Origin of the sequence: Rhizobium sp. BT-226, assembly GCF_025847085.2 — a bacterium.
Lineage (GTDB): Bacteria > Pseudomonadota > Alphaproteobacteria > Rhizobiales > Rhizobiaceae > Rhizobium > Rhizobium sophorae.
The window spans coordinates 334,273-356,870 of the sequence record NZ_JAOYTI010000002.1 but is presented as its reverse complement, the minus strand read 5'-3'; the positions used below and the strand labels follow the sequence as shown (position 1 = coordinate 356,870).

Below are 22,598 nucleotides of genomic sequence, written 5' to 3'. Positions count from 1 at the left end.
CGGCCGATCGGATCGTCGGCGTGGAAGCATGTCCGCCACCGCCGCCGTCACTCCGTCGTTGTGCGCAACCTTCATTTCTCCTAAAAGGCCTGGCGACGGAACCGCTGCCTATGCCGAAGCCAAGCGAGGAATGCCTACTACATGAAGAGTTCGATCGTTGAAAGCCGGCAATCCTGGTTTATGCGCAATCGCATGACCGTTCTGACGGTCGTCATCGTCGCAGCCTATGGCCTCTTCATCCAATGGTTCTGGGGTTGGCCTGTTATCATCAGGCAGTGGGCCGATGTCGGCGCGGGTCCGGTGATCGGCGCGCTGGTGCTGCTGACGAGTACCTATTTCCTGCGCACCTGGCGCATCTATGATTATTTCCCGAACGAGACGGCTGGCCGGTTCGCGGTCCTCTTCCGCGTCACGCAGATCCACAATCTGCTGAACATCATGCTGCCCTTCCGCGCCGGCGAGACCAGCTTTCCGCTGCTGATGCGCACCGAATTCGGCATTCCGCTGACGCGCGGAACCTCGGCGCTGTTCGTCATGCGGCTGCTCGACCTGCACGCGCTTCTGGCCGCCGCCGGCATCGGCTTTGCCGTCGCTTCAGCCGATGCGGCAGTTGCCTGGTCGCTCTGGACTGTCTTCCTGCTGCTGCCGGTCGCGGCCTTCGTCGCCCGCAAGCCGCTGCTGCGCCTGGCCGCCAGGCTGCTGCCGAACAAGGCGCAGAAATTCGTCGCCGAGATCGAAAACGGCTTGCCGCTCGATGCCATCGCCTTTGCGCGGGCCTGGGCGATGACCATCGTCAACTGGCTGGTGAAGGTGATGGTGCTCGCATGGGCGCTCGGCCTGATGGGCGTGCTGCCGATGGCGGCAAGCTTCGGCGGCGCGCTCGGCGGCGAACTCTCCTCCGTGCTGCCGATGCATGCGCCGGGCGGCGTCGGCACTTATCCGGCCGGCATCACCGCCGGCGCCATCGCCTTGGGCGCATCGAGCGAGCGGCTGGCCCTTGCCGCGCTGGCACAGGCGAGCGTCAATGCCCACCTGTTGATCATTGTCTCGGCGCTGACGGGAACTGCGATCTCACTGCCGCTCGGACGCCGCGGCAAGCTCTGAAATGCGTTTTCTCAAAAACGCCTGCTCCGGCTCCTGCCGGCAGAGCGACAGCGCTGTTTCATACGCGGCGATCGCCTCTTGCCTCCGGCCGAGACGGCGCAGGAAATCGGCGCGCGCCGAATGGGCGAGGTGATAGGCCTGCAGCTCCCGGCGTCCCAGAATGCCATCAACCAGTTCCAGCCCCTTCGCCGGCCCTTCCGCCATCGCAATCGCCACCGCGCGGTTGAGCTCGACGATCGGGGAGGGCTGTGCGGCCAGAAGCAGATCGTAATAGAAGGCGATCCGTCGCCAATCGGTCTCTTCGGCAGCCGGCGCCTTGGCATGTTCGGCGGCGATCGCCGCCTGCAGCGTATAGGTGCCGATCTCTCCGGCTTCCATCGCTGCGGCGAGCAGCGCCAGGCCTTCCGCAATCTTCGCATGATCCCAGAGCGAGCGGTCCTGATCGGCAAGCAGCACCAGCGATCGCTGCTCACCGCTGCGGGCGGTGCGGCGGGAATCCTGCAGCAGCATCAAGGCCAGCAGGCCGGAGACGTCTGGATGCGGCAGCAGCGCCAGAAGCAGTCGCGCCAGACGGATCGCTTCTGCGGTCAGGTCAGCGCGGACCACCTCCTCGCCCGAAGAGGCCGAATAGCCCTCGTTGAAGACGAGGTAGATGACGTGCAGCACTCGGTCGAGTCGCGGCGGCAGCGCCTCGCGGCCCGGCACTTCATAGGGGATCTTCGCCGCACGGATCCTGCCTTTGGCGCGCACGATCCGCTGGGCGATCGTCGGGGCTGGAATGAGGAAGGCATGCGCGATCTCTTCGGTGGTCAATCCACAGATTTCCCGCAGCGCCATCGCCGTCTGCGCGTCGGCCGGAATAGCGGGATGGCAGCAGGTGAAGATCAGCCGCAGCATGTCGTCTTCGATCGGTTCCATATCGCCGATCTCCGTTTCGTCGACGCTGTAGAGGCTGTCCTCGATGTGCTGCTGCGAAGCATCGAAACGTGCCCGCCGCCGGATCGTATCTATCGCCTTGAAGCGTCCCGTCGAAACGAGCCAGGCGAAGGGATTGCCGGGAATGCCATCCACCGGCCAAGTCCGGGCGGCTGCGGCAAAAGCATCTTGAAGTGCTTCCTCCGCCCGGTCGAAATCGCCGAGCAGGCGGATCAGCGTCGCCAGCACCCGGCGTGACTGCGTTCGGTAAATTTCCTCGATGACGGTTTCCAACGACCACCTACTCCAGCAGCGTCAGCGTCCGTACGGGCCTGAGCTCGACCGCGCCGAAACGCGCCGAAGGGATCCGCCCGGCAATCTCTTTTGCCTTGACCATGTCAGGTGCCTCGATGACATAGAAGCCGGCCAGGTGCTCCTTCGTCTCGACATAGGGACCGTCGGTGGCAGACAGCGTGTTGTTTCGAACGCGCAGTACCATCGCCTGGTCAGGCATCTCCAACGCGTCGGAATGGATCATGATGCCATCGCGGAGCAGTTCTTCGTCGAAGGCGAAATGGGCTTTGATCAGTTCATTGGTTTCATCAGGCGTCAGCGTGCCGTCGGTGTCGGTGCTGTTATAAATCAGGCAGATGTAGCGCATGGCTATTTCCCATCCTGGATGGAGTAAGTCGGGCGCACTTCGATCGAGCAATATTTGAGGATCGGAAAACTCGAGACGATCGTCTTCGCCTCCTCGATAGTCTCAGCTTCGATCAGCACAAAACCGCCGAGGTGCTCTTTGATTTCGGCAAATGGGCCATCGGTCGCAAAGGCTTCGCCATCGCGCAGGCGGACCGTGATTGCTGTTGACGGTTCATGCAACGCGAGCGCCACCAGCAGATGACCGCTCTCGCGCCAGCGATTGTCGCTGATGATGCACTCCTGTGTCAGCGCATCCCATTCGGTCTGAGGGACTAGCTTGCTTTTTTCGGTGTCGAACCAGATCTGGCATAGAAATTTCATTGGTCTCTCCTCACTTAGCTCCGAATTCGTGGATTGGCCGCACTTCGATCGCGCCGAGCTTGGCAAGCGGGATACCGGCGGCAACGCGAATCGCTTCGTTGAGATCCTTTGCCTCGATCAGGATGAAGCCGCCGAGCGCCTCTTTCGTCTCAGTGAAGGGACCGTCCGTCACCGACATCTCGTCATTGCGCACCCGCACGATCACCGCCGATTTCGGTGGCTGCAGCGCCTGGGCGATTATCATATGCCCGCTTTCGGCGAGGTCCTTGTCGTAGTCGAGGGAATTTGTGTCGAGCTCGGCCTTCTCCTCTTTCGTCATGGCGTCGAGTATCGCGCCGTCGAACCAGACCTGACAGAGATATTTCATCGCGGACAACCTTCCTTGCCGTGTTCCAATACCTCTGGACGAACGATCTTCGCGCATTTCGACAGCGGCGGGAAAAAATCTTTTGTGCCCGCTCGTGTCGAAATCGCAAGGCAGCACTCGACAAGGCTTCGTCGAAACCTGTCGAGGATTATAGCAATGAGTATTTTTGAAATCGCTGTGGCAAGCCAGATATGGGCGCGCCGCCATGAAAAGCGTGAGCTGGAGTTCGTCGAAAGCGATGGGCTGAAGATTCTCCTGCGCGTCGCTTTCGTCTTCGTCGCCTTCACCCTGTTGATCGCGGGGCTGAATGTTGCCGCCGGCAGGCCGCAGATGCTTGTGCAGCAGTCAGCACCTGTCGTGACCGGCAGGTGAGGAACCGGCCTATTGGAAGGCCGTTTCGAAGAAGCTGCGCAGCTTGCGTGAATGCAGCGCTTCCTTTGGCATGGCGGCAAGCTTCTGGACGGCGCGGATGCCGATCTGCAGGTGCTGGTTGACCTGCGTGCGGTAGAAGGCCGTTGCCATGCCCGGCAGCTTCAACTCGCCGTGCAGCGGCTTGTCGGAGACGCAGAGCAGCGTGCCATAGGGCACGCGGAAGCGGAATCCGTTGGCGGCGATCGTTGCCGATTCCATGTCGAGCGCGATCGCGCGCGCCTGGGAGAGCCGCTTCACCGGCCCGCGCTGGTCGCGCAGTTCCCAGTTGCGGTTGTCGATCGTGCCGACGGTACCGGTGCGCATGATGCGCTTCAGCTCGAAACCTTCATAGCCGGTGATTTCGGCAACGGCCGCTTCGAGCGCCACCTGCACTTCGGCCAGCGCCGGGATCGGCACCCAGACCGGCAGGTCGTCGTCGAGGACATGGTCCTCGCGCATATAGGCATGGGCGAGAACATAGTCGCCGAGCCGCTGGCTGTTGCGTAGCCCGGCGCAGTGGCCGAGCATCAGCCAGGCATGCGGGCGCAGCACGGCGACATGGTCGGTGATCGTCTTGGCGTTGGACGGGCCGACGCCGATATTGATCATGGTGATCCCGGCATGGCCCTTCTTCTTCAGATGGTAGGCCGGCATCTGCGGCAGGCGGGTCAGCGCCGCATCCGTCTCCGGCGCGTTCGAGCCGGGCAGGGTGACGACATTGCCGGGCTCGACGAAGGCGGTATAGCCGTCGCCGCCCTCGGCCATCAGCTTGCGCGCCCAGCCGCAGAATTCGTCGATATAGAACTGGTAGTTGGTAAACAGCACGAAATTCTGAAAATGCTCGGCATGCGTCGCCGTATAATGCGACAGCCGGGCGAGCGAATAGTCGATGCGTTGCGCGGTGAACGGCGCAAGCGGTGAGGGCTCTCCCGGCGGCGGGATATATTCCCCATTGGCGATCTCGTCGTCGGTGGTGTTGAGGTCGGGCGTGTCGAAGATATCGCGCATCGGAACGTCGACGAAGGCGTTGGTCGAAGCTTCCACATGCGCGCCCTCGCCGAAGGCGAAGTGCAAGGGGATCGGCGTCGTCGATTCCGAGACGATCACAGGCACGTTGTGGCTCTTCATCAAGAGCGCCAGTTGCTCCTTCAAGTAATGCTTGAAGAGCTTCGGTCGGGTGACGGTCGTCGTGTAGATGCCGGGTGCCGTGACATGACCGTAGGAAAGCCGCGAATCGACATGGCCGAAGCTTGTCGTCTCGATGCTGACCTGCGGATAAAATGCGCGGTAGCGCGAGGAGATCGGAGCGCCCTGCGCAAGGTGGCTGAAGCTCTCTATCAGAAACGCCGTGTTGCGCTCGTAAAGCGCCGTCAGCGTCTCGACCGCCTTGGCGGGATCATCGAAGCTCTGAGGCTGGAAAGGCGGTGGAGAGGATGTGTCGAGGGGCGACAAAAGGGAGATTCGTTTGTTCATGACGCATTATAGAGAGTTGTTCTTGACAAGCAAACGACGCGCGCCGGCGGAATCCCGATTTTTTATCTTCCTCGGTGTGTGGATGCCGGTCACCGCACCGTGGGCGCGCAGAAGGTGCCGTTTCTCTCCAGGCAGGTATAGCTTGCCCCGAAATGCGACTGCGCGCCGCCGCCGCCTTCGTGCACCACGACCGCTGAAAATGTGATCGCGAAGATCGCCGCAAACAGCGTGATGATGCTAAAGCGTCTTGCCAGAATATAGATGTTCATCCCCTTATCCCCGATACGCAACTCTATCGTGACAAGAGTTTTGCCATGCGACGGCTGAACGAGTGCTGAGATCCCGGTTCATCAGCCGTTCAGCTTTTCTGGGCAGGCTCGGCCAGGTTGCGAAGAGGACTTGTAGGGAGGCGCGGGCCCAGTTCGACTGTTCGGCTTCGCCGGACGGCTTGACGGAGAAGGCCGCAAAGGGCTTCGAAGCACGCCGTCGCGTTGGCATGCTTCTCAGTTTGGGATGATCGTTGCGTGCGCGCCTTATGGCTTCAGAGCCGCGTCCAGGTCTGCGACTTGCAGAGGATCTTCATCACGCAGCCCTGCATCCTCAGCGAATTGCCGGAAATCTTGCCGGAACCGCTATAGGTCTTTTCGGCGGCCGGGTCGGTGATCTCGCCGGCATAGCTGCCGCCGGTTCCCGCAAGCGTGCCGATCTTCCGGCCGGCATATTTACCGGTCTTCAGTGTCACGCAGTAACTGCCGCCGCAGGATGCGATCACCGCCGTATCACCGGCGGCCGTCTTCCAGTTGCCGACGATCGGCTCCTCGGCATGCGCGATACCCGCGATGACTGTTATGGCGCCAGCGAGAACGAAGCTGCGGATCATCTTTTCCTCCATGATGTCCTTGATCGCGGGGAAAATAACTGACGCGAACGTAAAGGTAAACAGGGTCAATCGCTGTCATGCCGCCTGGCTGAAAAACACGAGAAAAGCCGTGCGGTGAGCTTCCAAAGATAGGGCCTGCTGATTTCATGATGAACGATCCCTTTATTTTCAAATCTGAATCTTTCGTAAAATTCGAGCGAAAATCCTTAATTCGCAGGGAGTCCGATGTTTAACGAAAATCCAATTTTACCAAGCGTTTGCACTTTGTTTGTCTCAAATTAATCATGCATTTTAGGCGTTTTTTGAAAGCCGTTTGGCATAGTGAACCCATCAAACGAGCGGGGCAAACCCGCCGGACCGGAAGGGCCTAAGCCGCGATAGACGGCAAGGCCCGGAGGTAAAACAGGGTCAGTCATAAACAGGCTAACAGGGATAAAACCGATGGCACGCTTTGAAATGCACAATGCTGAAACGGCCACCATGGGTGGCGACAACAACGCCGATGTCTTCTGTGAAATGGGTCTGATGTATGCGACCGGCCGCGGCTGCGAAGTCGATCTCGTGGCAGCCCACAAATGGCTGAACATCGCCGCAATCAAGGGCAACGACCGCGCCGCCGAGCTTCGTGCCGACGTGGCCGCCGCCATGGACAAGATGCAGCTCGCAGCAGCGCTGCGCGCCGCCCGCGAGTGGATGACGGTTCACTAGAACAGGATGATTTTAGGCCAGGTCGGCCGTCATCCGAAAACCGCTCACACTTTTCGGCATCATGCTCTGAGATCGTCTCCGATCAATTCGACAAGAGCAGCAATAACAACCTCAAAAAGAGGGAGCTGGCGGGGCGCTTTGGACGGGGCCGACGCCGGGAGAACGGAACCGCGACCGGATCCTCCACCGGCCGCGGTTCTTCGTTTTATCAGCCGATCTGTTTCAGGACCTGCGGCAGCGCTTCTTCGAGGAGCGCCATATCCGCCTCCGGCCCGACGCTGACGCGAATGCAGCGGTTGAGCGGCGCCACGCCAGGCATGCGGATGAAAACCCCGAGCTCCATCAGCCCGTCGACGATCGCTCGCGCATACGCGCCGTCGCGTCCGGCGTCGATCGCCACGAAATTCGTCGCCGAGGGCAACGGTTGAAGGCCGTTCACCCGGGCGATACCGCCGATCCGCTCCCGGCCCGCATGGATTTTCCCGACCACCTCGACGAGATAGGCCTGGTCCTTCAGTGCCGCGAGCGCTGCTGCCGTCGCCAGCCGGTTCATGCCGAAATGGTTGCGGATCTTGTCGAAGGCCTGAGCCGTGCCCGCCGTCGAGATCGCATAGCCGGTGCGTGAGCCGGCAAGCCCGTAGGCCTTGGAGAAGGTGCGGGTGCGAACGACGTTCGGCAGCTCGATGAGCGAGGAGATCGACGGCAGCGAACCTGCCGGCCCCGTCTCGCTATAGGCCTCGTCGAGCACCATCAGCGTCGTCTCGGGCAGCGCGCGGGCGAAAGCGACGATGCTGTCGGCATCCCACCAGCTTCCCATCGGATTGTCGGGGTTGGCGAAATAGACGAGCGGCGCATTCTCGCGTCTCACCATATCGAGCAGCCCGTCGAGATCCTCGCTGTCGTTTGCGTAGGGAACGGTCACCAGCCGGCCGCCGAAACCGGCGACATGGAAATTGAAGGTCGGATAGGCGCCGAGCGAGGTGACGACGGGTGCGCCCGGCTCGATCACCAGCCGGACGATCTGGCCGAGCAATTCGTCGATGCCGCTGCCGATGGCGATATTGGCGGCCGAGACGCCGAGATGGGCGGCAAGCGCTTCCCTAAGCGCGAAATTCTCCGGATCATTGTATTTCCAGATATTGCCGGCCTCTTCGCGCATCGCTTCAAACACGGAAGCGGCTGGGCCGAAGCCGTTCTCATTGGCGCCGATGCGCGCCGAAACGGCAAGTCCGCGCTGGCGCTCGATCGCCTCGGGGCCGACGAAGGGAACTGTGGAGGGCAGGGCGCTGGCAAGAGGTGTGAAGCGCGAAAAGGCGGACATGCGAAGGCAGTTTCCCGGACATATTGACAATCGGCGCAACAATAGGCCCGGGCACGGCCAACGCAAGCAAGATTATTTCCGCAATAGCAGCGCCGCGCGTGTCGCCGGCCTGTTTACGCGCGGAAGATCGGCGCACGCCGGGCGTCGATTGCTTCCATGTTGCCGATCATGAAATCGGTGCGGACGACGCGGCGCAGAACCTCGGGGTCCATGATGTTGATGAATCGCACGCCGATGCGTTCTTTATGGCGGTAGACCTCGGCGCAGCCGATCCGGTAGGCGAGGCCGAGAATGTTGAGATAATAATGTTTCGGCAGACCGGCGGTGGTCGATACGACGAAGGTGGCGCCGCCCTGCGAGATATCGATGATCTCGGCGCTTCGCATCGACACACCGGTCAGGCACGGGCGGACAGCGACGATACGGGCGGGTCGCTTGACGTTGAACTCTTCCCAGCGCAGGTCGTAGACAGCGGATTTGACCGTGGCAAGGTGTGTAGCGCGGAGCATAGTCATTCACATTCTCCGTCAGACATGGCACGTTTGGGGTCTTGATCGCGAGCAAGCTGGTCTTGATCTCATTCAAGCTGGGGTCTTGCTCCAACCAAGGTCACATGAATGTTTTGCACATTCGTCAAATATAAAATTACAATTTTAACGAGTTTAAACTTTGTTCCCAAGCGGGACGCCCGATGTCCATTATCGGGACGCGGGCTTTCATCTCCAAGCTCCCGTTTCAGCAAAAAATCTGACGGCGAGATATCCGCCGACTGCAGTCAGCGCGGTCAGAGCCGTGCTCCGGGCCATGTCGACCAGGCTTATGGCGAGCGGCCAGTTGCAAAGCGTGGCGAGATTGGTGATGTCACAAGTGCATAGGCCGCCACTCCCAGAGTGGCACCGTGGAGAAACGCCGTGACGATAGAGCCCGCCGACAGCGCCGGCAGCACGGCAAGCACAACCATCGCGGCGGTGAAGAACAGGTAGAACAAGTGCGCCGACCGCCAGCTTGGGCGAGGGCAGCATCAGCGCTCCCAGCTGGTCGCGATAGAAGTTGCGGGCGATGAGGCCGAGCCATATCCCGTCGCAGACGAGAAGGGTGAAAAAGGTGCCGGCATAGGCGAGCAGTGATGTCTTCATCGTCAATCTCCCGAGCTTGCTTTTCTATGCAGCAGGGGCCGGCCGGATCGCCGCCCCGTTCGATTTCGGCGCAATTTTCCCGAACTCTTTCAATTGCCGGGCGTTGTGCCTTGATCGATGAAGCACGGCGCGCTTCGAATGATGACAGCGAGGAGTTGAAGATGACCGACGTTAAAATCCCTTGGAAATCATGGGTCGTGGTCTGCAACGGAGCCAAGGCTCTGATCATGCAGAATGCCGGCGATGCCCAGCTGATGAATCTGAAGGTGCTGGAAACTCTGACACAGCCGAGCGAGCCCGACCGCGAGATCGGCGCCGACAAGCCCGGCCGCAGCCATGCCGCCGATGGCTTCAGTCGCAGTGCTGTCGAGGAGACCAACTGGCAGGATCAGGCCGAAGCCCAGTTCCTGAAACAGGTCGCGGAAAGGATGGACGAGCTGGCGCAGGAAAAGGATGTCCGCCGCATTGTCCTCGTTGCGCCGCCGAAAGCACTCGGCGCGCTTCGGCCGGCCCTCAGCGCCGATACGCAGGCAGCGATCTCCTTAGAATTGGCGAAGGACTATACCAATATGCCGGTCGACGAGATTGAGCGGCATCTCGCCGCCTGAGCCGGCAAAAACCTACCTATTAGAGCAATTCCAGGAAAAGTGCGAAGCGGTTTTCCGTGCGGAATTGCGTAAAAATAAAAACTTAGAGCGGTTCTCCGATTCCCTGACAAGCTGAACCGCTCTAATGAATGCGGGTCGAATGGCCCGCGTTTTTTCATGCCGTCGCGTCACGCGGACGGTCTCTGCCCGGCAAACAGATCTTCATGATCGGCAAAGAGCGCCGCCAGGCGGTCGATGACGATCCTGACTTCCGGCCGTTGCCGCTCATCGTCATGCGCAACGATCCACATCTCATAGGTCAGTTCGTCTATGACAGGCCCGGCGCGGACGAGCCTGCGCTCCTGATCGCCGATGAAACAGGGCAGCACGCCGCGGCCGGCACCGCCGCGGATGAGGTAAAAGAGCATATGTGGTGTGTTCGTCCAGCTGGTGATCCAGGAATCCGGCTGTTCGAAAGTCCATTTGTCCGCCGGCGTGATGGCGGTATCGGTGCCGAGCGAGATCCAGTTGCAGTTTGTCTCGTCATAGCCGGCCGCCTGATAAGCCGCATGTGCCACCTTCACCGAACGGCGGATCGCGACGTTGCCGCTCTCCGGCCGGCTGTGGCTAATGGCGATATGCGCCTCGCGATAGGTGAAATCGACGCTCGCATCACAGGTCTTGTAGCACATGCGGAATCCATCCTTCGGCGTCCAGACGCTGGCCAGATGGTCGGCGACAAAGCGCGAAGTCCAGCTGTCGGCGGCCGTCGAGACGATCGGCAGTGTCAGCACCTCGCCGCGCCAGTCGGAGATCGCACGCGCAGCATCCTGCATCAGCCGGACGCGATCGAGCAGCTCCTGCCCGTCCTTGGCGAGCAGATAACCGGTGGGGCCGCGGCTGAAGAGCGAGCGGCCGGTCACCCGTTCGAGCGCCAGCATGCGCCGGCCGATCGTCGGTGCGCTGAGCCCGGTGCGCGTCGCCGCCGCCGAAAGCCCGCCGCCGGTCGCAACGTGGAAGAAAAGTTGCAGGTCGTCCCAGCTCGCATCTTTCATGGATGAAAACCCCCTTTCCCCAGCGCCTCTACATCGGAGGGGCGCGAAGGCTTAGCTCAATGCCTGAGCCAAATAGATGGAGGATGAAGCAATGGATCTCAACTGGGTTGTTCTCTTTAGGGAAATCGAAATCGGCAATCGCCGGATCCGCCATGATCCCTTGAGCGATCCGCTCGATCGTCCGGAATGGCGCGGATTTCTCTGGGCCGTTCCGATCATCGCGCGTCTCGCCGCAAGACGGAGCAGCGAAACAAAGGCGACGCGCCGCGATGATTCACGGATCGGAAAAAGCCTCAGGTTTCGAAGTTCAATCGCAACACGTGGTGCAGGAATTCCGGATTGATCAGCATGTTGAAGCTGATCGTCACCAATTCGCCTTCGCGCTTGACCACGGTCGCGCCGATCTCGTCATGGATGCCGAGGATTTCGAGGAAGAAATGGCTCGGTATTTCCAGGTTAGGGCTGACTTCGAGCAATGCGCCGGCAAGCGTGATCGTGCGGATCAGGCAGCGCACCTGCGTTCCGGTGCTGAGGTGATGGCCGACGAAGATGATGTTGCCGGGCCTGTCGAGATTGAATTCCCTGTAGGCACGTTCCGGCTTGGGGTGTTCTGTGTCGAGGTGCATCTGAAAGGCCCTTTTAGCCTCCGCTTGTTATACGACAGGATATTAGCTGAAGAATGCTGACATTTGCTGAAGAACACCGTTAAGATTGAATGCTTCTGTGAAGCTTGCAGGAAAATCGCACCGATTTCGTGCAGATCTGCCCCAAAGTTGCGCATTCCCGGCGCAGATGCGCCATTCTTGACATATCGGGGGCGTTCGCGCATACAAAGGCCGGTTCGAGGCACCGGCCGCTCGCGGATGAAAATCCATGGTGAAGTCCTCGCGATCATGGTCACGGCCCTTTGTGCATGCTGACTGGCGGCAATGCGAGCTCCCATCCGCAGTCGAAGAGCATGCCTTGCGAAGGCTCACGCCATGATGACGACCTATCCTGCCATTGACGAATTGAAGGCCCAGGCCAAGCGCCTGCGCCAGGCGATGAATGATCGCGGCACCACGCTGACCCACAGTGCGGCCCTGGAAATGATTGCCCGCCAGCACGGCGTGCGCGATTGGAACACGCTTGCGGCGCTTGCGGCAAAGCCCAATGCTAGCCCGAAGACGCCGCTCTTCGTCGGCGCGCATATTCGCGGCCGTTATCTTAATCAGCCGTTCACCGGCGAAGTCCTGGCGCTTTCGGCCCTGCCGGGCGGCGACCTCCACAGGATCACCATCCATTTCGACGAGCCGGTGGATGCCGTTACCTTCGAGAGCTTTTCCGCCTTTCGCCAGCGTGTGAACGCGCAGATCGATGCCGATGGCATCTCGCCGAGAAAGACCTCGAACGGCGTGCCGCATCTGGTACTCGACCTGTAAGTTGCCTCTCTTTTCATTTTGAGGCGGCCCGAATCCGCATGATTACAAGCCGGGCTAGCGTCTCGCCGATATTACACGGATTTCGCTATGACCGATCTTTCCCAAGGCAATGCCTTTCTCACCGGCTGGCTGCCGGGGGTCTTCATCAGGACGGCACCGATCGTCGCGATCACCACCGTCAACGGCCTGTTCACCGTCGTCGACGCCTATTTCCTCGGCGCCTATGTCGGCCCGGATGCGCTCTCTGCCGTCAGCCTGATTTTCCCGGGGTTGATGCTGCTGGTCGCCCTGCAGTCGCTGGTCTCAAACGGCATGGCGAGCATCCTCGCGCGCCGGCTCGGCGCCGACGACCGTCAAGGCGCGCGTCGGGTGTTTGCCGGCGCGCATGCGCTGACGTTCGCCATTACCCTCATTCTCAATCTGGTCTACTGGACTGTCGGCCGGCAGATCATCGATGCCGGTGCCGCCGGCAATGCCGCCGTGGCCGATGGCGCCATGCTGTTCATGGGCGCGATGATCGCCTGTGCGCCGGTCGGCTTCTTCCTGTCGCTGCATCTCGACGGATTGCGCTGCGAAGGCAAGATCGGTTTCATGACGCTGGTGACGCTGTCGGCCTCGCTGCTCAACATCTTCGCCAACTGGCTGTTCATGGCGGTGATGCATTGGGGCGTGCTCGGTTCGGCAGCCGGCACCATCGCCTCGCAGTTCGCCTGTCTCGCAGCCGTGCTCGCCTATCGCTGGCGCCGCCCGGCGGCACTTAGGCCTTCGGCGGGATTTGCTCTTGCCGAATGGCGCGGCATCGTCGCCTTCGGCGCGCCGATGAGCCTCGGCTTCATCGGCATATCGCTGGCCTCGGCCGCCATTTTGATCAACGTCTCGCTCTGGAGCATGGCAGACTATGTTGCGACGGTGGCTGCCTACGGCATCATCACCCGAATCATGACCTTCACCTATCTGCCGCTGCTTGGCCTCAGCATCGCGCTGCAGACGGTCGCCGGCAATAATCACGGTGCCGGCCTCGGGCTCCGGGTCGGCCGCAGCCTGCAGATCGCCATGCTCGCAGCACTCGTCTATTGCACCCTGGTGGAGATCACCGTCGAATTGCTGGCCGGCCGCCTCGGCGCCGTCTTCGTCGCCGATCCCGCCATTATCGCCGAGGTCAGACGAATTCTGCCCTGGACGATCGGCGCCTATTTTCTCTTCGGGCAGATGCTGATCCTGTCGTCCTATTTCCAGTCGATCGGCGATGCCCCGCGCGCGGCGATCTTCGGCCTGTCGCGGCCCTATCTGTTCACCCTGCCGCTCACCTTCCTGTTGCCCTTCGTCTTCGGCGAGCAGGGGATCTGGATGGTGCCGGTCTTTGCCGAGGCAGGCATGTTCATCCTTGCCTTCCTGGTGCTGTCGCAGAATGCGAAGCGCCGCGGTTGGCGCTACGGGCTTTTACCAACCTGAGACGGAAAAGCCGCACTCGCCGGCGCGGCTTTTCCTGCTGTCGTCTATTCCTTGCCGCTCGAAGCGGCCGTTGTCGCGGCTTCCGCCTCGTTCAACGCCTCGGCGCATTCCTGGCAGCAGACCTCGACAGTCTTGCCGCCGAGCTTGACGGTGATGGTCTCCGCGCCAAGTTCGCAGTCGCAGGCAGCGCATGTAGTCTTCTTCATCTGGTGATCCTCCTGTCGGTCGTCCCCGGATCGGGACAGGATCATAAGATCATCGAAGACCGCATCGCCGCTGTCGAAATCTTTAGCGATCGACCCTCCGCATAATTCCTTAAGTCGGGATCGATTTAAGGAATTATGCGGGGATTCAAAGTGCTACAGCGTCCTTGCGCGTCTGAAAAGACGCGTGGCGCTGTAGGCTTTCACCTGCGCCGCAGTTGCGCCGCCCGTTGGAATTCGGCCGGAGTCTGCCCGAAAGTCTGCTTGAAGGATGCGCTGAAATGGCTGTGGCTGGAAAAGCCGAGATCGAGACCGAGCGCGGTCAGATCCTCATACTGGCCGAGCAGATCGAGAGCACGGGCAAGCCGCAGCCGCAGTTGGTAGCGATAGAGCGGCGTCGCCTCGACCTGCTGGAAGACCTGGGTCAGATAAACGGGCGAGACGCCCACTTCCGTGGCGATTTCCGAAAGTGTCCAGCGCCGCGCGAGATCGGAGGAAAGCACCAGCTTTGCCCGGTCGACCAGCTTCTGCCGGCCGGCGCTGGCGCCCGCCGCATGTGACGTGCGCTCGCCGAGCGAGCGGCGCACGAGTGTCAGCGCCAATATTTCCGCTTCCAGCGTTTCGGCGACGTTGCGGCTGAGACCATGACGCAGGAGCGCAACTAGCGCCTGCGCGCGCGGATCGATCCGCCGGCGCTGGCGGCGGAAGGAAAAGGGCAGGCCGGGCTGCGCCTGTTCCTTCGGCGTCAGCTCTTCGAGCATGGAGTCGTCGATCGCCAGATCGATGCAGGCGTCACCACCCTCGATCGGGTGGCTGATCCGATAGCCCTGACCGGCATTGAAGAACAAGACCTGATTGGCTTCGGCCACCGTATCATTGCGGCCGACATGGCGCATGAAGACGCCGCGATAGGGATAGACGAGGCTCGTCCTGTGGGCGCATTCCTCGTCGCTCTTATGACGGCACTCGCCATCGCAGACGATGTCACGAATAGTGACCATCTTCGTTTTCAGAAGCGGTGCCGTTGAGAACTGCGACATTGCATATTCCGTATCAGACAGGCCAGAACCGACAGAACTTATAACAGCACTTTAGTAACGGCTGTAGACATGAACATCGCTTTGCGTCTGCCCCCTGGAAAGGCCGATATCCTTCAGCTGTTCGTCGGAAAGCTCCATCAACGCATTCCGGTTGCGTCGTTCGTTTATTTTGCGGGCCAGCCAGCGCGCCGCCGTGATTGCGGCAAGGAACAGGCCGGGTCGCGTAGGACGCGAAGAGCGAATATTTCGAGCCGGTATCGTGAAGTTCGAGCTGTGCATGGTGATCCTCCATCCGTGTTTGGATGGAGGCAGTGAACCATCAGCGGCGATTTCGCGCTGTCAGATTATTTAGCGATCGAACGCGACGCTTACACCTTCAGCAGCCACTCGTGTTCGGCGGCATTGTGGAATTTCCAGATCCGCTGCGGCCCGGCCATGACGTTGAGGTAGTAGAGGTCGTAGCCATGGCAGGCGGCGCAGGGGTGATAGCCCTTCGGCACCAGCGTCACATCGCCGTCCTCGAGCGCCATTGCCTCGTCAAGCGAGCGATCGTCGGTATAGACGCGCTGGAAAGCGAAGCCCTGCGGCGGGTTGAGGCGATGGTAATAAGTCTCTTCCAGGAAGCTCTCGTTCGGCAGGTCGTCCTGATCGTGCTTGTGCGGCGGATAGGAGGAGGTGTGGCCGCCCGGTGTAATCACCTCGACGACCAGCAGCGAATGCGCCGAGCTGTCGTCTTCAGGCATGATATTGTTGACGTAGCGCACATTCGTGCCCTTGCCGCGCGTCACCTGTGGATGCGTGCCGGGCGGGATGGCCTTCGCCTGATAGGTGCCGCCGCCGGGTGCGGAGCAGACCGCGAGCTCCAGATCGGTCTCCGCGGTCACCGACCACGTCGATTCCATCGGGATGTAAAGCGCATGCGGCGCGCCTTCGAACGGGTTCATGCGGCCGCCGAGCGTGCCGAAATCCTTGGTGCCGGCAGACGCCTTGCCCTTGCCGGTCACCCAGACGAGGCAGACTTCCCGATCGCCCGTCTCTCCCGAAACGGTTTCGCCCGGCTTCATCCGATGCAGATCGAAGCCGACATAGGTCCAGCCGGCGTTTTCCGGGGTGACATGCGTGACGCGGCCATGCGTGCCGGACGGTTTCACCTTGAGATTTGGCATTGGTGTTTTTCCTCGTAAGTTGGAAAATTCCCCTCCCCAACCTCTCCCTCAAGGGGGAAGGGCTAGTCTGCAGCACCGCCTTCAAAAATCATCACCGTTGCGACTTTCATCAAGGTCGCTTGTGGCACTTGGCGGCGGCCAGGTCAGTCCCTCCCCCTTGTGGGGAGGGGTTGGGGAGGGGTCTTTTGCTACCTTCATCCCTTGGGGAAGCCTTCCGTTTCCACGGTATAGCCCGCAGCCGTCATGACGCGCATCAACTCGGCGTGGCCGATCTCGGCCATTTTCTGCGGCGGAGCCTTGCGCGGATCCTGTTCGGCTTCGACGACGAACCAGCCTTCATAGCCGTGATCGGCCAGCCGCTGGACGATGGCGCCGAAATCGAGCGAGCCGTCGCCCGGTACCGTGAAGGCGCCAAGTGCCACCGCATCGAGGAAGGACTGCCGGCTACGGTCCAGTCCATCCACCACGGGCTTGCGGATATCCTTGACGTGAACATGGTTGATTCGGGCATGGTGGTTGCCGATGGCGCGCAGCACGTCGCCGCCGGCAAAGGCCAAATGCCCGGCATCGAGCAGCAGCGGGATGCCTTCGCCCGAATGGCGCATGAAGGCGTCGAGTTCCGGCTCGGTTTCGACCACGGCCGCCATGTGGTGGTGATAGGAAAGCGGCATGCCCTGCTCGGCGCACCATTCCCCGAATTCCGTGACGCGACGCGCATAGGCCTTCATCTCGTCATCGGAGAGGCGCGGCTTGGTCGCGAGCGGCTTGGAGCGGTCGCCCTGGATCGAGCGACCGACTTCGCCATAAACGATGCAAGGTGCATTGACCGCCTTGAACAGCGCGATCATCGGCGCGATGCGGTCCTTGTTGGCGGCAAGCTCCTCATTGACCAGCGTGCCGGAGAACCAGCCACCGCACAGCGTCACGTCGGCGGCGCGCAGGATCGGCAGCATCTCTTCCGGATTGCTAGGGAAACGGCGGCCTTGCTCCATGCCGGTGAAACCGGCGCTGCGCGATTGCCGCAGGCATTCCTCCAGGGACACATCGTCGCTGAGCTCAGGAAGATCGTCGTTCCACCAGGCGATGGGCGACATGCCGAGTTTGGCCTTCATCAACATTCTCCTTAAAAGCATTGCGGAAGAGCCGGGACGCTCTTCCGAGAAATCATAGCAATAGATCAGCCGATGCGCTGGGCGGTGCGTGCTTCGACATAGCCCTTGCGCGCTTCGTTGACCTGTTCGCGCGGGCTGACCTCAGGCACCGCGACATCCCACCAGTGGCCGCCGGCCTCCGTGGTAATGAGCGGATCGGTATCGATGACGAAGACCGAGGTGCGGTCGTTTTTCTTCGAGTCGGCGATCGCCTGTTCCAGCTCGGCGATCGAGGCGACCTTGACGGCGATGGCGCCCATGCTTTCGGCATGCGCGCGGAAATCGATCTCCGGCATCACCTCGTGATAGGAGTCCTTCAGCAGATTGTTGAAGTTGGCGCCGCCGGTTCCCATCTGCAGCCGGTTGATGCAGCCGTAACCGCGATTGTCGAGCACGACGATGTTGAGCTTGAGGCTGAGCATGACCGAGGTGGCGAGCTCGGAATTCATCATCATGTAGGAACCGTCGCCGACCATGACGACGACATCCCGTTCCGGATGCGCCATCTTGGCGCCGAGGCCGCCGGCGATCTCGTAACCCATGCAGGAAAAGCCGTATTCCATGTGATAGCTGCCCGGCGCCGTCGCCGGCCAGAGCTTGTGCAATTCGCCGGGAAGGCCGCCCGCAGCGCAAAGCACCGTCGTATTCTCGCCGCCGAGCGTGCGCGCCACCGCGCCGATCACCTGCGCATCGGAGGGCAGGGCAGCATTGGTCGTGGCCATCGCCCTGGCCGCAGCCTCCATCCAGACCTTCTTCTCCGCAGTCGCCTTCTCGGCGAGTGCTGCCGGCGCCTTCCAGCCGGAAAGCCCTGCCGAAAGCGCCTTCAGTCCTTCGCGGGCGTCAGTCACCAGTGGGTGGCTGTCGTGCTTCACCGCGTCATAAGCGGCGATGTTGAGGCCGACCATCTTCAGGCTGTCATTCTTGAACAGCGCCCAGGAGCCGGTGGTGAAATCCTGGCAGCGTGTGCCGACGGCGATGACGAGATCCGTCTCTTCGGCGATCGCATTCGCCGCCGACGTGCCGGTGACGCCGACCGAGCCGAGCGCCAGCGGATGGGTTTCGTTGATCGCCGACTTGCCGGCCTGGGTGACGACGACGGGAAGGCCGTGGGCCTCGGCAAAGCCGGCAAGCTCCTTCGTCGCCTGCGAATAAAGCACGCCGCCGCCGGCAACGATGACCGGCTTCTGCGACGCCTTGATCAGCGCGATGGCATTCGCCAGCTCGTCCGCATCCGGCTGCGGCCGGCGGGTCGTCCAGACTTTTTCAGCAAACAGGCTTTCCGGATAATCATAGGCTTCGGCCTGGACATCCTGGCAGAGCGACAATGTCACCGGGCCGCAATCGAGCGGGTCGGTCAGGACGTGCATGGCGCGCTTCAGCGCCGTGATGATCTGCTCGGGCCGGGTGATGCGGTCGAAATAGCGGGAAACCGGACGGAAGGCATCATTGGCCGAAACCGTGCCGTCGCCGAAATCCTCGATCTGCTGCAGCACCGGATCCGGCGCGCGGTTGGCGAAGACGTCGCCCGGCAGGAAGAGAACGGGAATACGATTGACATGCGCTACGCCGGCGGCCGTCACCATGTTCAGCGCGCCCGGACCGATCGAGCTGGTGCAGGCCATGAAGCGCGTGCGGAAATTCGCCTTGGCATAGGCGATCGCCGCATGCGCCATGCCCTGTTCATTGTGGGCGCGATAGGTCGTTAATTCTTCGCGCACCTGATAGAGCGCCTCGCCGATGCCGGCGACGTTGCCGTGACCGAAGATCGCCCAGACGCCGCCGAAGATCGGCACTTTCTTGCCGTCGACAATCGTCATCTGTACCTTCAGGAAATGCGCGACGGCCTGCGCCATCGTCAACCGTATCGTCTTGCCCATCGAGGCCTCCCGCAATCTTTCTTTTCGCATTTTCCCCTCCCCAACCCCTCCCCACAAGGGGGAGGGCTAACCTGCAGGGCTCTCTACATTCTCGCCGCAACGTCTCCTCCAAAGGGAAGCTTGCTGATGGCGTGAGGCGGTGCTCCGGGTTAAGTCCCTCCCCCTTGTGGGGAGGGGTTGGGGAGGGGGCTTAATTCTAAGTCTACTGATGTCCGCGGGTTTTCAGCCACGCCTCTGTCAGTTGCCGGAAGCGGCCGGCCATGTCGGCGATCGCCTCCTCATCGTTCATTTCGCCGGAAAGCCAGGCGCGCGCCGGATCGGCAAAGATCGTCCGGCCGACGGCGAAGCCCTTCACGGAGGGGGCAGCCAGCGTCGCCTCGAAGCAGGAGATCAACTCATCGGCGGGCGCCTCGAGCCCCAGGAGCACGATACCGCGGCACCATGGATCATTTTTGGCGATCACCGCATCGATCTTCTTCCAGGCTTCGCTGGATGCCTGCGGCTCCAGTTTCCACCAGTCCGGCTTGATGCCTAGCGCATAGAGCTCCTCCAGCGCGGTCGCAATGGTGTCGTCGGTCAGCGGCCCGTTCTTGCCGGCGATGATCTCCACCAGCAGCTCGCGGCCGACCTTGCGGGCGGCTTCGAACAGCGTGCGCAGTTTCTCCTGCTGCTCCGTCTTCAGGTCGGCTGGATCATCGGGATGATAGAAGCACAGGCACTTGATGCAATGTCCGAGCGGCCATTCCACAAGCTGCGAGCCGATATCCTGGCTGAATTCGAAGCGCAGCGGCTTCGAGCCCGGCAATTCCACGGGCCGGCCGATCCAGGAGAAATTCTTCGTCGCCGCATCGAAGAAAGCGTCGCGGCCGAAGCGTTCGTCGATCAGCATGCCGTAGCCGTCGCGGCCATTCGAAACCCGCGCCGCTGCCGCGACCGCCAGCCGCTTGAAAGCGACGATCTTTTCATGGCCGACGCCGAGCTCATCGGCGACGCTGACGAGTTGCGAACGGTGGTCGATCGCCAGCGCCATCAAAAGCGGGATTTCGCCGCGCCGGTTCGATGCCCAGTGGATATGGTTGAGCGCCTCGTCCTTGCGCAGCGCCCGATGTTTGCTGCCGTTCGTCAGGAAAAAGTCGAGTTCCGCCCAGGTCGGATATTCCGGCGAGCAGAGCAGGCGGGAGACGGCGAAGGCGCCGCAGGCATTGGCCCAGGTGGCGCAGGTCTTCAGCGGCTCGTCGCGCAGGAAACCGCGCAGGAAGCCGGACATGAAGGCATCGCCGGCGCCGAGCACGTTGAACACTTCGATCGGGAAACCCTGGCCGACGATGCCGGCTTCGAGATCGTCGGCGATCGGTCCGTCATAGACGATGCAGCCCATGGCGCCGCGCTTGAGCACGATCGTCGCCGGCGACAGTCGGCGGATCTCCTTCAGCGCACCGAGCACGTCATCGGCGCCGGAAGCGATCAGGATTTCCTCTTCGGTGCCGACGATGAGATCGCAGTCCGGCAGCGTCTCTTTCATCTTCGAAGAGACGCGGTCGGATTTCACGTAGCGTTCGAAGCCTTCCGCATGGCCGGCAAGGCCCCAGAGGTTCGGCCGGTAATCGATGTCGAAGATCACCTTGCGGCCGTTCGCCTTGGCGATGCGGATCGCTTTGCGCTGCGCGGCTTCGGTATTCGGCCGCGAGAAATGCGTGCCGGAAACGAGAACGGCGCGCGACGATCTGATGAAATCTTCGTCGATATCGCCTTCATCGAGCGCCATGTCGGCGCAGTCCGATCGATAGAAGATCATCGGCGACACGCCCTCGGCCTCGACCGCAAGCAACACCAGTGCCGTCAATCGCTCTTTGTCGGTGACGATGCCGTCTGTCGCAACACCTTCGCGCTCCGACTGCTCGCGGATGAAGCGTCCCATCTGTTCGTCGCCAACGCGGGTGATGAGACCGGATTTGAGGCCGAGCCGCGCCGTGCCGATGGCGATATTGGCCGGGCAGCCGCCGACGGACTTGGCAAAGGAGCCGATATCCTCAAGCCGCGAACCGATCTGCTGGCCGTAAAGATCGACCGAGGAACGGCCGATGGTGATCACATCAAGCGCCGGCTCCGGCTGTGAACCCGGATTCGATTGTACCATGATGTCCTCCCGCTAGATTTTGCGCGGCTTCCAGTGCCTACGAATTTTCAATAATGAAACATTGGTTCCGATATTTTGTCAATTCGGAATGTTTATTCCATTTTGCCTTTTACAGGTTTTGACTGCAGACGCTTGCGCCGCCGCTCGGCGATTGCAACCGGCAGTGCCATTGTCAGCGCCATCGAGGCCGAAAGCGAGCGGAAGCCGGCGAAATCCGCTTCCGCCACCTCGAACCAGTGGGTGGCGCAGGCGGCAAGCGGCGAGAAAGCCGAATCGGTGATCGCGATGACGGGGACGCCGCGGTCGGCAAGCTCCTGGCTCTGGTTAAGGCTGTCGGCCGCATAGGGTGAGAAACTCGCCGCGATCGCTGCGTCCTTCGGTGTTGCGAACTGCACCATTTCAGGGTCGACGCCGTTCGGCGAGGCGACGATCTGGTGGCGGATATTGAGCTTGGAAAAAGCGTAGGTCATGTGCGCCGTCAGCGGGTAGGAGCGCCGTTTGGCGATCAGATAGATCGTCTCGGCGCTGGCAAGGATATTCACCGCTTTCGTGAAAGTATCGCTCTGCACCGTCGCCGCCAGCCGGTTGACCGACTGGCTGGCGGCGGCAATGAAGCCGGAGAGCAGATTGGCGTCCTCATCGTCGCCGCTCGCCTGCTCCAGCGTGACGAGCCGCTCTTCATAGCTGAGCGTCCGGTCGCGCAATCTTTCGCGGAAAATGCTCTGCAGGTCGGAGAAGCCCCCGTAACCCAGATGATGCGCCAAGCGCACCAGCGTCGAGGGCTGGACGTCGGAGGCGGCCGCGATGCTCGCCGTCGTTCCGAAGGCGATTTCGTCGGGATTGCCGAGCGCGAAGGCGGCGACCTGCGCCAGTCGCTTCGGCATGCTCGCCTTGCGCTCGATGATGATGCTGCGCAGGCTTTCAAAGTCGCGCGGCACGCGTGTGTGCCTCTGGGGATCGTTATCCATGCTTGCGGCTCACGAGATGAAACAAATATTCCATATTATCGAGCATAAACGATTTCAAACGACACGCCTAATTGTTTTTAATCCTCTGTAATTGAAGGCTTTTAGACAGTTTGTCAGGGAAAGGCGCAGAAATGCCTGTGAGCAGGTCCCTTGTCAAAATGATCCAAATATTCCAAAAATCCGCGCGCAGCTCTGGAGGAGAC

The 22,598-nt window shown here is 61.3% G+C and carries 26 protein-coding genes and 1 pseudogene; 7 read left to right on the top strand and 20 right to left on the bottom strand.

Going from position 1 to position 22,598, the window contains the following annotated elements:
- Positions 1-141: 141 nt before the first annotated feature.
- Positions 142-1,104 carry a lysylphosphatidylglycerol synthase domain-containing protein gene (locus OIU37_RS11900; protein ID WP_182211611.1) on the top strand — a complete coding sequence of 321 codons (963 nt, stop codon included), beginning with the start codon at positions 142-144 and terminating at the stop codon, positions 1,102-1,104.
- On the opposite strand, the gene OIU37_RS11895 is transcribed toward OIU37_RS11900, so the two are convergent.
- From OIU37_RS11895 to OIU37_RS11880, 4 genes are read right to left on the bottom strand one after another with little or no spacing between them, the layout of a single operon-like run.
- Positions 1,072-2,313, bottom strand: a complete 1,242-nt coding sequence (locus OIU37_RS11895) for an RNA polymerase sigma factor (protein ID WP_171601037.1) — start codon at positions 2,311-2,313, stop codon at positions 1,072-1,074. The two genes, OIU37_RS11900 and OIU37_RS11895, sit on opposite strands and share 33 nt — an antisense overlap.
- Before the next feature lie 7 nt (positions 2,314-2,320).
- Positions 2,321-2,680 (bottom strand): YciI family protein, encoded by a 360-nt coding sequence (locus OIU37_RS11890; protein ID WP_180693337.1) that lies wholly within the window; start codon positions 2,678-2,680, stop codon positions 2,321-2,323.
- Positions 2,681-2,682: 2 nt separating this feature from the next.
- The gene (locus OIU37_RS11885) at positions 2,683-3,042 is read right to left on the bottom strand and encodes a YciI family protein (protein WP_171601035.1); all 360 of its coding nucleotides are present in this window, start codon (positions 3,040-3,042) and stop codon (positions 2,683-2,685) included.
- Positions 3,043-3,052: 10 nt separating this feature from the next.
- Positions 3,053-3,409 carry a YciI family protein gene (locus OIU37_RS11880; RefSeq protein ID WP_171601034.1) on the bottom strand — a complete coding sequence of 119 codons (357 nt, stop codon included), beginning with the start codon at positions 3,407-3,409 and terminating at the stop codon, positions 3,053-3,055.
- 156 nt (positions 3,410-3,565) lie between these two features.
- On the opposite strand from OIU37_RS11880, the gene OIU37_RS11875 reads away from it, so the two are divergent.
- On the top strand, positions 3,566-3,781 hold the full coding sequence (locus OIU37_RS11875) for a hypothetical protein (RefSeq protein WP_171376500.1): 216 nt from the start codon (positions 3,566-3,568) through the stop codon (positions 3,779-3,781).
- Between the two features lie 9 nt (positions 3,782-3,790).
- Here OIU37_RS11875 and OIU37_RS11870 read toward each other — a convergent pair whose 3' ends face one another.
- The 3 genes from OIU37_RS11870 to OIU37_RS11860 all read right to left on the bottom strand — a co-directional run bounded on the left by OIU37_RS11870 (position 3,791) and on the right by OIU37_RS11860 (position 6,173).
- Positions 3,791-5,293: an AMP nucleosidase gene (locus tag OIU37_RS11870; protein WP_171601033.1), complete on the bottom strand. Its 1,503-nt coding sequence runs from the start codon at positions 5,291-5,293 to the stop codon at positions 3,791-3,793.
- Positions 5,294-5,382: 89 nt separating this feature from the next.
- Positions 5,383-5,562, bottom strand: a complete 180-nt coding sequence (locus OIU37_RS11865; protein ID WP_027685326.1) for a hypothetical protein — start codon at positions 5,560-5,562, stop codon at positions 5,383-5,385.
- Between the two features lie 272 nt (positions 5,563-5,834).
- Entirely contained in the window at positions 5,835-6,173 is a 339-nt protein-coding gene (locus tag OIU37_RS11860) for a DUF2147 domain-containing protein (RefSeq protein ID WP_113547143.1), read from the bottom strand.
- Positions 6,174-6,614: 441 nt separating this feature from the next.
- On the opposite strand from OIU37_RS11860, the gene OIU37_RS11855 reads away from it, so the two are divergent.
- Complete coding sequence (locus tag OIU37_RS11855; RefSeq protein WP_171601032.1) at positions 6,615-6,881, top strand: sel1 repeat family protein; 267 nt, start codon at positions 6,615-6,617, stop codon at positions 6,879-6,881.
- Positions 6,882-7,089: 208 nt separating this feature from the next.
- On the opposite strand, the gene OIU37_RS11850 is transcribed toward OIU37_RS11855, so the two are convergent.
- From OIU37_RS11850 to OIU37_RS11840, 3 genes and pseudogenes are all read right to left on the bottom strand, one after another.
- The gene (locus OIU37_RS11850) at positions 7,090-8,202 is read right to left on the bottom strand and encodes a pyridoxal phosphate-dependent aminotransferase (RefSeq protein ID WP_171601031.1); all 1,113 of its coding nucleotides are present in this window, start codon (positions 8,200-8,202) and stop codon (positions 7,090-7,092) included.
- A 113-nt stretch (positions 8,203-8,315) separates the two neighbouring features.
- Positions 8,316-8,717: a PilZ domain-containing protein gene (locus tag OIU37_RS11845; protein WP_129418568.1), complete on the bottom strand. Its 402-nt coding sequence runs from the start codon at positions 8,715-8,717 to the stop codon at positions 8,316-8,318.
- 201 nt (positions 8,718-8,918) lie between these two features.
- A pseudogene (locus OIU37_RS11840) lies at positions 8,919-9,338 on the bottom strand (DUF2177 family protein).
- A 161-nt stretch (positions 9,339-9,499) separates the two neighbouring features.
- On the opposite strand from OIU37_RS11840, the gene OIU37_RS11835 reads away from it, so the two are divergent.
- Complete coding sequence (locus OIU37_RS11835; protein WP_171601030.1) at positions 9,500-9,946, top strand: host attachment protein; 447 nt, start codon at positions 9,500-9,502, stop codon at positions 9,944-9,946.
- 167 nt (positions 9,947-10,113) lie between these two features.
- Here OIU37_RS11835 and OIU37_RS11830 read toward each other — a convergent pair whose 3' ends face one another.
- Entirely contained in the window at positions 10,114-10,980 is an 867-nt protein-coding gene (locus tag OIU37_RS11830) for a LysR family transcriptional regulator (protein ID WP_171601029.1), read from the bottom strand.
- Positions 10,981-11,071: 91 nt separating this feature from the next.
- Between OIU37_RS11830 and OIU37_RS11825 the strand changes: the two genes are divergently transcribed.
- Positions 11,072-11,323, top strand: a complete 252-nt coding sequence (locus OIU37_RS11825; protein ID WP_240602390.1) for a hypothetical protein — start codon at positions 11,072-11,074, stop codon at positions 11,321-11,323.
- Here the strand turns inward: OIU37_RS11825 and OIU37_RS11820 are convergent.
- On the bottom strand, positions 11,274-11,606 hold the full coding sequence (locus OIU37_RS11820) for a hypothetical protein (protein ID WP_018241377.1): 333 nt from the start codon (positions 11,604-11,606) through the stop codon (positions 11,274-11,276). The two genes, OIU37_RS11825 and OIU37_RS11820, sit on opposite strands and share 50 nt — an antisense overlap.
- A 354-nt stretch (positions 11,607-11,960) precedes the next feature.
- Here OIU37_RS11820 and OIU37_RS11815 point away from each other — a divergent pair, with 354 nt between their 5' ends.
- Together OIU37_RS11815 and OIU37_RS11810 are read left to right on the top strand one after the other, a co-directional pair.
- Positions 11,961-12,401 carry a glyoxalase superfamily protein gene (locus tag OIU37_RS11815; RefSeq protein WP_264257562.1) on the top strand — a complete coding sequence of 147 codons (441 nt, stop codon included), beginning with the start codon at positions 11,961-11,963 and terminating at the stop codon, positions 12,399-12,401.
- An 87-nt stretch (positions 12,402-12,488) separates the two neighbouring features.
- Positions 12,489-13,853, top strand: a complete 1,365-nt coding sequence (locus tag OIU37_RS11810) for an MATE family efflux transporter (protein WP_171601027.1) — start codon at positions 12,489-12,491, stop codon at positions 13,851-13,853.
- 44 nt (positions 13,854-13,897) lie between these two features.
- Here the strand turns inward: OIU37_RS11810 and OIU37_RS11805 are convergent, their stop codons facing one another.
- The 8 genes from OIU37_RS11805 to OIU37_RS11770 all read right to left on the bottom strand — a co-directional run bounded on the left by OIU37_RS11805 (position 13,898) and on the right by OIU37_RS11770 (position 22,395).
- The gene (locus tag OIU37_RS11805; protein WP_012756769.1) at positions 13,898-14,059 is read right to left on the bottom strand and encodes a hypothetical protein; all 162 of its coding nucleotides are present in this window, start codon (positions 14,057-14,059) and stop codon (positions 13,898-13,900) included.
- 200 nt (positions 14,060-14,259) lie between these two features.
- Positions 14,260-15,096: a helix-turn-helix transcriptional regulator gene (locus OIU37_RS11800; protein WP_264257561.1), complete on the bottom strand. Its 837-nt coding sequence runs from the start codon at positions 15,094-15,096 to the stop codon at positions 14,260-14,262.
- Between the two features lie 51 nt (positions 15,097-15,147).
- The gene (locus OIU37_RS11795; protein ID WP_180693331.1) at positions 15,148-15,375 is read right to left on the bottom strand and encodes a DUF1127 domain-containing protein; all 228 of its coding nucleotides are present in this window, start codon (positions 15,373-15,375) and stop codon (positions 15,148-15,150) included.
- Positions 15,376-15,464: 89 nt separating this feature from the next.
- Positions 15,465-16,262, bottom strand: a complete 798-nt coding sequence (gene iolB, locus OIU37_RS11790) for a 5-deoxy-glucuronate isomerase (RefSeq protein WP_171601024.1) — start codon at positions 16,260-16,262, stop codon at positions 15,465-15,467.
- Positions 16,263-16,456: 194 nt separating this feature from the next.
- Positions 16,457-17,374, bottom strand: a complete 918-nt coding sequence (iolE, locus tag OIU37_RS11785) for a myo-inosose-2 dehydratase (protein WP_026158607.1) — start codon at positions 17,372-17,374, stop codon at positions 16,457-16,459.
- A 65-nt stretch (positions 17,375-17,439) separates the two neighbouring features.
- Positions 17,440-19,290, bottom strand: coding sequence for a 3D-(3,5/4)-trihydroxycyclohexane-1,2-dione acylhydrolase (decyclizing) (iolD, locus tag OIU37_RS11780; protein WP_264258464.1), 1,851 nt, complete (start codon positions 19,288-19,290; stop codon positions 17,440-17,442).
- 202 nt (positions 19,291-19,492) lie between these two features.
- A complete protein-coding gene (gene iolC / locus OIU37_RS11775; protein WP_180693328.1) occupies positions 19,493-21,427 on the bottom strand; it encodes a 5-dehydro-2-deoxygluconokinase in 1,935 nt (644 codons plus the stop codon).
- A 92-nt stretch (positions 21,428-21,519) separates the two neighbouring features.
- The gene (locus OIU37_RS11770; protein WP_264257560.1) at positions 21,520-22,395 is read right to left on the bottom strand and encodes a MurR/RpiR family transcriptional regulator; all 876 of its coding nucleotides are present in this window, start codon (positions 22,393-22,395) and stop codon (positions 21,520-21,522) included.
- Positions 22,396-22,598: the final 203 nt, after the last annotated feature.

What these genes read in the sequence shown, in the direction of transcription:
- OIU37_RS11900 (WP_182211611.1), top strand. Translation starts at nt 142, where the DNA reads ATGAAGAGTTCGATCGTTGAAAGCCGGCAATCCTGGTTTATGCGCAAT.
- OIU37_RS11890 (WP_180693337.1), bottom strand. Translation starts at nt 2,680, where the DNA reads ATGCGCTACATCTGCCTGATTTATAACAGCACCGACACCGACGGCACG.
- OIU37_RS11885 (WP_171601035.1), bottom strand. Translation starts at nt 3,042, where the DNA reads ATGAAATTTCTATGCCAGATCTGGTTCGACACCGAAAAAAGCAAGCTA.
- OIU37_RS11880 (WP_171601034.1), bottom strand. Translation starts at nt 3,409, where the DNA reads ATGAAATATCTCTGTCAGGTCTGGTTCGACGGCGCGATACTCGACGCC.
- OIU37_RS11875 (WP_171376500.1), top strand. Translation starts at nt 3,566, where the DNA reads ATGAGTATTTTTGAAATCGCTGTGGCAAGCCAGATATGGGCGCGCCGC.
- OIU37_RS11870 (WP_171601033.1), bottom strand. Translation starts at nt 5,293, where the DNA reads ATGAACAAACGAATCTCCCTTTTGTCGCCCCTCGACACATCCTCTCCA.
- OIU37_RS11865 (WP_027685326.1), bottom strand. Translation starts at nt 5,562, where the DNA reads ATGAACATCTATATTCTGGCAAGACGCTTTAGCATCATCACGCTGTTT.
- OIU37_RS11860 (WP_113547143.1), bottom strand. Translation starts at nt 6,173, where the DNA reads ATGATCCGCAGCTTCGTTCTCGCTGGCGCCATAACAGTCATCGCGGGT.
- OIU37_RS11855 (WP_171601032.1), top strand. Translation starts at nt 6,615, where the DNA reads ATGGCACGCTTTGAAATGCACAATGCTGAAACGGCCACCATGGGTGGC.
- OIU37_RS11850 (WP_171601031.1), bottom strand. Translation starts at nt 8,202, where the DNA reads ATGTCCGCCTTTTCGCGCTTCACACCTCTTGCCAGCGCCCTGCCCTCC.
- OIU37_RS11845 (WP_129418568.1), bottom strand. Translation starts at nt 8,717, where the DNA reads ATGACTATGCTCCGCGCTACACACCTTGCCACGGTCAAATCCGCTGTC.
- OIU37_RS11835 (WP_171601030.1), top strand. Translation starts at nt 9,500, where the DNA reads ATGACCGACGTTAAAATCCCTTGGAAATCATGGGTCGTGGTCTGCAAC.
- OIU37_RS11830 (WP_171601029.1), bottom strand. Translation starts at nt 10,980, where the DNA reads ATGAAAGATGCGAGCTGGGACGACCTGCAACTTTTCTTCCACGTTGCG.
- OIU37_RS11825 (WP_240602390.1), top strand. Translation starts at nt 11,072, where the DNA reads ATGGATCTCAACTGGGTTGTTCTCTTTAGGGAAATCGAAATCGGCAAT.
- OIU37_RS11820 (WP_018241377.1), bottom strand. Translation starts at nt 11,606, where the DNA reads ATGCACCTCGACACAGAACACCCCAAGCCGGAACGTGCCTACAGGGAA.
- OIU37_RS11815 (WP_264257562.1), top strand. Translation starts at nt 11,961, where the DNA reads ATGATGACGACCTATCCTGCCATTGACGAATTGAAGGCCCAGGCCAAG.
- OIU37_RS11810 (WP_171601027.1), top strand. Translation starts at nt 12,489, where the DNA reads ATGACCGATCTTTCCCAAGGCAATGCCTTTCTCACCGGCTGGCTGCCG.
- OIU37_RS11805 (WP_012756769.1), bottom strand. Translation starts at nt 14,059, where the DNA reads ATGAAGAAGACTACATGCGCTGCCTGCGACTGCGAACTTGGCGCGGAG.
- OIU37_RS11800 (WP_264257561.1), bottom strand. Translation starts at nt 15,096, where the DNA reads ATGTCGCAGTTCTCAACGGCACCGCTTCTGAAAACGAAGATGGTCACT.
- OIU37_RS11795 (WP_180693331.1), bottom strand. Translation starts at nt 15,375, where the DNA reads ATGCACAGCTCGAACTTCACGATACCGGCTCGAAATATTCGCTCTTCG.
- iolB (WP_171601024.1), bottom strand. Translation starts at nt 16,262, where the DNA reads ATGCCAAATCTCAAGGTGAAACCGTCCGGCACGCATGGCCGCGTCACG.
- iolE (WP_026158607.1), bottom strand. Translation starts at nt 17,374, where the DNA reads ATGAAGGCCAAACTCGGCATGTCGCCCATCGCCTGGTGGAACGACGAT.
- iolD (WP_264258464.1), bottom strand. Translation starts at nt 19,290, where the DNA reads ATGGGCAAGACGATACGGTTGACGATGGCGCAGGCCGTCGCGCATTTC.
- iolC (WP_180693328.1), bottom strand. Translation starts at nt 21,427, where the DNA reads ATGGTACAATCGAATCCGGGTTCACAGCCGGAGCCGGCGCTTGATGTG.
- OIU37_RS11770 (WP_264257560.1), bottom strand. Translation starts at nt 22,395, where the DNA reads ATGGATAACGATCCCCAGAGGCACACACGCGTGCCGCGCGACTTTGAA.